The following is an 8,743-nucleotide window of genomic DNA, read 5'->3' on the forward strand; positions in this document are numbered from 1 at the left end:
TAAGGATCGCAAAACTTTATAGACCGGTCTGTTTGGGGGTGCCTTTTGCCGGTGGTGCTTTTGTCTCTGTTATGTAAGGAAAACTTATACCCATGCACAGTACACTGATTGATAACTCCGAAAACTTAAAACTTGTTGATACGCTTAAAAAACTCATCTCCATACCCGGCATTACCCACATCGACATTGCAACAGGGTACTGGGACATTCCGGGCACACAGCTGATTGCAGCAGAACTTCGAGCATTCTTAGAGCGGTCGGCAGATACACGCGTGCGGATTCTTATCGGGAAAGACCCGTATCTTTTTGCACAGTACAGTGCCGATGTCAAATATAAGGATGCCGACTATCCGCAGGATTTTATCAAAACCGATCTTGCCGATTTAAAGGTAAAATCTGAATACATCCCCGCTGTACAGCTTTTACTGGATTTTTGCAAAGAACAACATACAGGCCTCAATGACCCGAAAATAGAGATACGTATTTTCCGCGGCATAAGCGAGGATGATAAGCGGCAGTTTTTCCATTCCAAGTGTTATATTTTATACGGAACCGGCATCGCATACGGGATTATCGGCAGTAGTAATTTTACCCAAAAAGGCTTACAAGAAAATTCCGAACTGAATTACCTTGAAACACTTACACAAATAATTTCGGCAAAGCCGGACGGGATAAATCTTTCAAAAGGGCATATTACATGGTTCAATGAAAAATGGGTATTAGCATCCGATTGGACACGAGCGTTTTTGGAGGAGGTCTTAAAGAAATCGGAGATAGCACATGCTCAACCGCAAATGCCGATAGGACAAAATCCTGATGAGTTAACTCCATACGAATGCTACATAAAATTATTACAGGATAAATTTGGGATGCTGACAAATACGCAGTTCAAATCAATCCTTACGGGCTACCTACCCGAATCGATACAACCATTGGAATATCAACTCAGCGCTGTGCAGCAATGCTATTCATATATGCTGCAACATGGTGGGTTTGCGCTCGGAGATGTTGTAGGACTGGGAAAAACTATTGTCGGTATTCTGATTGCAAAGTATTTTATTGAAATTGCAAAAGACTTGGAACGCAGCAGTAATGTACTGGTAATCGCGCCGCCGGCTATTGCTTCTTCATGGAAACATACGATTCGTCAATTCGATCAAAACCGTACTGATAAGATTGAAACACATATCACGATTATGACAACCGGAAGTCTTAATCACCTTTTTGAAGCAAGCAAGCAAACGGATAACACTCTGACTCCATTGTATTCAGATGAAGAAAACGAGCGCTTAATTACAGAGTTTGATTTTTCGGCTGAAGACATGAGCGATGCTGAAGATATTGAGATATTTCTGACTGATAAGACACCTGCTATGAATGTACTTTCATCAGCTGTCTCCAATCCGAATAAAGGTATACCGGCAAAAAATAAACAACAGTCGGATGAAATATATACACATTACGGTCTTATTTTAATAGATGAAAGCCATAAATTTCGTAACAATAATACGGAGATGTATAAAACATTAATGGCATATCTTGAAACAGTACACGTGCAGACAGGATATTACCCGTTTATCGGCTTAATTTCCGCAACAATTCAAAACAATAGTCCACGAGATATTCAAAACCAACTGTACCTTTTTGAACATGAGCCGAAAAAATCTTCTTTTGAAAAAATTCCCGGCAGGAATTTAGAGGAGTTTTTCAGTACCATTAACCGTGACTACACAGCTCTTATTCGACAAAAAAAGGAATCACAGTCCAATGCTCCGACAGACGATAATGCGACGGAAAAAGAACGGAGAGAAGCATTAATACGACTTTCACAGGAAGTGCGCGAAAAAGTACTCAGCGATATTTTAGTGCGCCGAACCAGAACTGATATTAAAGAACATTATAATAGTGAGTTACGCTTTCCAATCGTACATGGCCCGGACAATCTTTATTATTCAATGGACACAAAACTTGCTGCTCTTTTTAATGATACTATGAATATTATTGCACCCTCTATCGAAGAAAATGATTTCGGTACGGAATCCGGACTTGGCTATTATCGATATAGAGCAATCACGTTTTTGGATCCAACCTATGAAACACGATATTCCGGTCGTAATATGACAGCACAACGTGCTTCAAATCAGCTTGCACGAATTATGCAAATTCTACTCGTCAAACGATTGGAAAGTAGTTTTGCCGCTTTTAAAGAATCGCTCAAGAACTTTCAACGGTATACGCAAAATATGATCACAATGTGGGAAGCAAATTGTATTTTTATTTGTCCACAGATCGATGTAAATAAAGAATTAAATATCACAGAGAAGCAAGCGAACAATCCTGATAAAACAATAACGCTGGAGACCTGCTTTGATGATATCCGTAAGAAAATTAAAATATTAACTGATACAGGGTGTAATACTAAAAAGCAAAATGCTGAATACACCCGAGCACATTTTCAAACGAATAATGTGGACGGGACATCATACATTGATTATGTAAAAGCTGATCTACAGAAAATAACAGCGCTGGTTAATCGATGGGATGAAAACGATTATGACCCTAAACTTGACCGCTTTAAAGACACCTTAAAAGAATCAAACGGATTGTTTTGTAAAGAAAGAAATAAACCTCATAAGCTTGTTATTTTTTCGGAAGCAATTCGGACGATTACGGCTTTGAGCCGCGCTGTTGAAAATATCACACAAAAAAGACCGTTGGTAATTACAGCAGAAAACAGAGATAATATGGAAGAAATCATCAAAGTAAATTTTGATGCAAACTGTGAAAACGCAAAACAAAAAAATGATTATGACGTTATTATTACCACAGAAGTTCTAGCGGAAGGAATCAATCTACACCGTGCAAATACTATCCTCAATTATGACACACCATGGAATGCTACACGGCTTATTCAGAGAATTGGACGCGTAAATAGAATCGGCTCTCAAAATTCTGATATTTATGTATACAATTTTTATCCTTCTGCACAAGGCGATCAACAAATACACCTTATACAGAACGCATATACAAAATTACAAGCATTTCATACGATGTTTGGCGGCGATTCAAAAATATTCAGCACAGATGAAGAATTAAGTGAAGGGAATTTTGAAAAGGTACTCGATGGAGAAGCTTCACCGCAGGAAAAATATATTGCTGAACTTAAAAACTTTAAAGCGTGGTACCCAAACCGCTATACATTTATTGAACAATGTACAACAGCAAAAGAGAAAGCCATTGTGCCTGTTATACCGAATACCGGTGGCTTAGCATATTTTGCACTTAAAGAGAAAGAGAAATCTGGATGCGTATATGTAAAAGTTATGCCTGATTTAACTACTGAAATTATCAGTTCGATAGAAATTTTTGATGTATGCCATTGTACTCCCTCCGATTTATCGAAAACACTTCCCAACAATACGAAAGAAATCAGAGAAGCTGCATTACTTGCCTATCGTAAATTTAGCACAAAGCTGTCAAAAGCAAAAAGGCTCACTAAAGACGCTACAGCAGTACTGGAACGAGCTACCGGTTTAATAAATAAGAAGCAACTTTCTCAGGCAGCAGTGGCAGCTATTGGAAATGCCATCGCTTCCATTAAAAAAGGCAATATTTCATTGGCAAAAAAATTAAATACTGTATTGTCGGAAATAGAGCAGCTAAAAAGCACAGAGCTTCTTATTCCTGTCACAGAAGAAGAACTCACTGCGAAGATTCTTAAGGGGATCGGTATGATTTCCGATAATCGAAATGTTAATAGCAATAATGTCTATATTTATGCAGGTTTTTATATAACAAAAAGTGCTGATTAAAAAAGACATTTAATGAGCACAACCTTATAGGCGGTGCAACCGATGTCTGAAAACAAACGTATAAAAGATATTTTTAGCAATGACTGGTGTGGGATTGACATATTTTTAACTGAGATATTGCATCCCCTCTTAGGTGATTATAGGCAGGGCTATGATGTGCTTACCGATGATAAAACAGTCAAAGAAAAAGCCGCACAAGCAAATATCCAAGAAATAAAACATTCGGCAACATTTGATCTGTCTGGCAGCGATTTAAAAGTTTTTGATATAACTGTTAGTGATAATAAAAAGCTTGCTCAAAGTAAAGTTGGGATACAGTCAATCGTTAGGCAATATATCGAACAATTCGAAGGTGCGTTCATCATATTTCACTATCAAAATGTTATAAATCGTTCTTGGCGCCTTTCTTATGTAGAAAAACGAGATTCTGCAAAAAATTCTACTCCAGCAAAACGGTATACTTATATCGTAGGCAAAGGCATCCCCTCCCGCACAATCGTAAAACGATTTGAAGAACTTGATTTAGATAAAAATAAACGCATAATCACTCTATCGGATTTAAAGAATGCATTCAGTGTGGAAGCGTTGAGTAAAGAGTTTTTTGCCGAATATAAGGTATTTTATGAAGACTTTGTGCAATACATTACCGGTAAACGTTATATCAGAGCAAAAGGGAAAGCGGGGTATGAAAATAGAGTTGTAGCCGGAGCAAAAGTACATACGGAAATATTTGCACACTTTCAGCGAATCTGTAGTGGAGATGAACAAAAGGCAGAAAAGAAAGTTCGTGATTATATCAAAAAGATGATGGGGCGGCTGGTCTTTATTCAATTTTTACAGAAAAAAGGATGGCTTGGTTGTTCGGACGATAACTGGAATGACGGCGACAGGGATTATTTACAACATCTTTTTGAACGCTCAACTGCTGAGCAACAAAATAATTTCCTTGCTACGGTACTTGATCCGCTCTTTTTCGGTATGCTGAATACCAATCCGGAAGATCGAGAAAAGCATTTTGCGCAGAAAGGGTGGGATAACATATTACTTACTCGTTTCGGCAAGGTACCGTATTTAAACGGCGGACTTTTTGAAGAGGATATAGAAGACGATGTTCCCGTTGTTTTCCCGGCAGCCTTATTCGGCAACCCTTCGCAAAAAGAGACCGAACGGATTTTTCGCAGCAGTCAAAACGATGACTATCCGTATAATGCAAGCTGCGGCCTCTTGGATTTTTTTGCTCGGTATAATTTCACGATTGATGAAACCGATCCTGAAGACCGGGAAGTCGGTGTAGACCCTGAAATGCTCGGGAAAATTTTTGAAAACCTGCTGGAAGACAACAAGGATAAGGGGGCGTTCTATACGCCGAAAGAAATTGTACAATATATGTGCCGAGAAAGTCTTATTGCATATCTTACAGAAGAAACACAAAATGAACCGGCGATGCGTAATTTGGTCTTAAATCATGACATACAAACGATAAAAGACAAAGAGACTGTTTTATCCGCATTGAAAAACATCAAAATCTGCGACCCTGCGGTTGGTTCTGGGGCTTTCCCGATGGGCATGCTGAATGAACTTTTTGCGTGCAGAATACTGCTGGAAAGAGACAGCGCCGACGAAGAAAATCGCTCACGCATTAAAAAAGAGATTGTGCGTGAAAATATCTACGGAGTTGATATTGAGAAAGGTGCCGTTGATATAGCACGTCTGCGTTTTTGGCTTGCGATCATCGTCGATGAAAAAATACCGCTTCCACTCCCTAATCTTGACTATAAAATAATGCAAGGAAACAGCTTGTTGGAAAGTTATGAGGGTATCTCTTTAGAAAACTTACTACACCAGAATAAAAAGGATCTCTTTTGCACTACGGAAGAAAACATAAAGACTCTACAAACTGCTATCAGCGATTATTATCAGCCTAAAACACATAAGTCAAAACAGACTATGAAACAACATATTTCCCAACTCGTTTATGCATTACTCAGTGAGCAAGGCTGGAGTAAAGAGCACGACAAACTCGCCGATCTAAAAAAGATACCGATTGATAGCAACTCTTCTTTCTTTTTATGGCATACATGGTTTAGTGAGGTATTTAATCGACCGGCTGATTGCAACGGTTTTGATATTGTGATCGGCAACCCGCCGTATATACAATTACAAGATGAGGGCGGAAAATTAGCAAAACTGTATAGACAAGCTAAGTTTAATACTTTTAGTAGCATGGGTGATATTTATCAACTCTTTTATGAAAAAGGTATCGTTCTGCTTAAGAAGAAGGGACACCTCTGTTATATCACCTCAAATAAATGGATGCGGGCAGGATATGGAGAAACCAGCCGTAAATATTTTGCGGAGCAAAGTCAACCAAAAATTCTCATTGACTTAGCAGGAGAAAAGGTTTTTGAAAATGCCACTGTTGATGTGAATATCTTATTACTGCAAAAGGCTGCATATACGCAAAGTACCTGTGCCTTGCGAGGAGGATTGGATTGCCTAGAAAATAGGAGAGGCTCTGTGCAGCAATCTGTCCACTCAATCGAATTTCCCAAAAATGGTAATAGCTGGGTTATTCTTTCCGATATAGAACAGCGTATTAAACAGAAAATTGAAGCTGTCGGAAGACCGCTCAAAGAGTGGGACATAAAAATATATCGAGGTATTTTAACCGGTTGCAATGATGCGTTCATTATAAACAAAGAAAAGCGTGATGAACTGATAAAAAAATGTCCTAAAAGTGCTGAGATTATACGCCCGATTCTTCGCGGCAGAGATATAAAACGGTATGGATATGATTTTGTAGATACTTATCTGCTCAATGTACATAATGGTATCCGAGAAAAAGGTATTCCTCCTATAAATATTGATGACTATCCAGCTGTCAAAGCTCACTTAGATCAATATTGGGATAAAATATCCATCAGAGATGACCGTGGAAAAACCCCGTATAATTTACGAAATTGTACATATATGGACGATTTTTCTAAACCGAAGATCATTTATCCAAACATGACTAAATACTTACCTTTTTTATTTGACGATAAGAATTTTTTTGTTAATCAAAAATGTTTTATTATTACGGGTAAATATATAGGCTTTCTAACAGCATTCTTTAATTCCTCTCTGTTTAAGTATTGCTTTAGAGATAATTTTCCTGAATTACAAGGTGGTACACGCGAATTAAGTAAAATTTTTTTTGAAACTATTCCTGTTGTGCCGGTTAATACAGAAATAGAAAACATCTACCTAAAGGCTATAAAAGATATTCAAGATAATTATACCAACGCTAAGGCAATGTTACTTGATAAACTAATTTTCGACCTCTATAAATTAAATTCACCAGAACAAAGAGCTGTCGGCTTTGGCGAAATAAACTAATTGAAAATAATAATTTAAATGTTTTGAGTGTTTAAATATTCTATTTCTTTTGTATTTAAATTATATACCTGATTTACTAACTCATTTATCTTTTTCTGCTGAGTTTCTGAACTTATGTGTTGTTTATAGGAATCTAAGATTTTTTGTAAACTAGAATCTCTATATAATGGAACTGGTATTTTTTCAACAAATATCTTGAATAATCTTAGTCCTTTATCACCTAGCCCCGTTGCTGTATGCATAAAATAGAAAGTTATTAATTTTGAATTAAGTATATGCAGTAGATAGGATAAATGATTTCCACTTAACATATAAGCAGTATTTAAGAAATATATTTCTTTATCTGAAAAAACAAAAGATGGCTTACAAGCGATATCTGTCCAGATAAGTTTTGGTTTAGAAAAATCGTCCCTTAAAATGCAACAGTTGAGAGAATATCAATTCTCGAAGACTGTTGCATTCGTGCGCGGAACGCGCTTATATAATCCGTGACGTTTGCCGCACGGCAAACTCACAGTGTTTTTCAGCCGCGCTATTTCAGCGGCTGAAAATAAACCTTCCATAGTTCACGTTAAGCTGTTCACACGCTTTCTTCACTCCGATCTCGTCTGACAGCTTCAATGCCTCGATTTTAAAGTTCTCATCGTACCGTTTCATTGCCTTGCCTCCTCTCTTTTTCGGCAATTTTGGCACTGCACTTTTATTGTATCACTCCACAGTCCACATAACGGGCGGCGGATAAGCTGCAAGAAGCGAGAAAGCCGTAAGGTTTTTGAGCTTCGCCGTCAGCTTAATCCGCATGTTGGACGGCGCTGTGCGCCGGACGACAGGCGGAGGTTCCGCCGCCCGTTGAACGGATGCGCAGCGTCCGTTCAACTAACGCTTAACCTGCATTTGCGGCTTTGCCGCAATGTCAGGTTGAAGCGGGTGTTAGGTATTTATAATAATTTTCCATAATCACGTTTTGCATAAAAAATATGCATTATAGTAACTATCTTTTTCTTTTCATCAATTAAATATAATGCTATATAATTATTCTTAAATATAAAACGATGATAACCTTTCTTATGTAATTTCAAAATAGAACATCGAGGAAACATATATGGATTTTCAGCTAAAAAGGATTTTTGTCTAAAAAAATAATCTAATAAACTTGATGCAGCGTCTGGATTTACAAGTATTTCTTTTATATATTTTATAATTTCATTCAAATCTCTCTTTGCCTTATCAGTGATTTGAACATCATAAATCATATCGACTTTTTATCTCCTCTATAGCCTCATCAATACCAGAAACCCTGCCGTTTTGCAAATCCATTTCTGCTTCTTCCAAATTATCATAAAGATCATTAAAAAAAGCATTTTTTTCATATGTTTCCATACTCATAATAACCATATCACCATAGCCATTTTTTGTTATAAAAATCGGCTCATTTGTTTCATGACAAAGATTTGAAATCGTACTCGTATTTTTTAAGTCGCGAATTGGTACTATTTGTGGCATATTAATCTTCCATATATTTTAAACAGCTTTGTAAATGTTTTTTTGAAGCT

Annotated in this window: 5 protein-coding genes; 2 read left to right on the forward strand and 3 right to left on the reverse strand. The window is 37.3% G+C overall.

From position 1 onward, the window contains the following. Positions 1-92: 92 nt before the first annotated feature. A complete protein-coding gene (locus ACTTJ8_RS07560; protein ID WP_442720792.1) occupies positions 93-3,812 on the forward strand; it encodes a helicase-related protein in 3,720 nt (1,239 codons plus the stop codon). Positions 3,813-3,854: 42 nt separating this feature from the next. Continuing rightward, complete coding sequence (locus ACTTJ8_RS07565; protein ID WP_442720793.1) at positions 3,855-7,190, forward strand: Eco57I restriction-modification methylase domain-containing protein; 3,336 nt, start codon at positions 3,855-3,857, stop codon at positions 7,188-7,190. A 14-nt stretch (positions 7,191-7,204) separates the two neighbouring features. Here the strand turns inward: ACTTJ8_RS07565 and ACTTJ8_RS07570 are convergent, their stop codons facing one another. The 3 genes from ACTTJ8_RS07570 to ACTTJ8_RS07580 all read right to left on the reverse strand — a co-directional run bounded on the left by ACTTJ8_RS07570 (position 7,205) and on the right by ACTTJ8_RS07580 (position 8,699). Next, positions 7,205-7,609, reverse strand: a complete 405-nt coding sequence (locus ACTTJ8_RS07570; RefSeq protein ID WP_442720796.1) for a TaqI-like C-terminal specificity domain-containing protein — start codon at positions 7,607-7,609, stop codon at positions 7,205-7,207. Between the two features lie 519 nt (positions 7,610-8,128). Next, positions 8,129-8,443 (reverse strand): type II toxin-antitoxin system RelE/ParE family toxin, encoded by a 315-nt coding sequence (locus tag ACTTJ8_RS07575; protein ID WP_442720794.1) that lies wholly within the window; start codon positions 8,441-8,443, stop codon positions 8,129-8,131. Continuing rightward, on the reverse strand, positions 8,433-8,699 hold the full coding sequence (locus tag ACTTJ8_RS07580) for a type II toxin-antitoxin system Phd/YefM family antitoxin (protein ID WP_442720797.1): 267 nt from the start codon (positions 8,697-8,699) through the stop codon (positions 8,433-8,435). Before ACTTJ8_RS07580 ends, ACTTJ8_RS07575 begins: the two co-directional genes overlap by 11 nt. Between the last annotated feature and the right edge of the window lie 44 nt (positions 8,700-8,743).

Origin of the sequence: Treponema sp. (assembly GCF_052169735.1) — a bacterium.
Classification (GTDB): Bacteria; Spirochaetota; Spirochaetia; order Treponematales; family Treponemataceae; genus Treponema.

Excerpts from the sequence above, each read along its gene's own strand:
- ACTTJ8_RS07560 (WP_442720792.1), top strand. The coding sequence starts at position 93 with ATGCACAGTACACTGATTGATAACTCCGAAAACTTAAAACTTGTTGAT.
- ACTTJ8_RS07565 (WP_442720793.1), top strand. The coding sequence starts at position 3,855 with ATGTCTGAAAACAAACGTATAAAAGATATTTTTAGCAATGACTGGTGT.
- ACTTJ8_RS07575 (WP_442720794.1), bottom strand. The coding sequence starts at position 8,443 with ATGATTTATGATGTTCAAATCACTGATAAGGCAAAGAGAGATTTGAAT.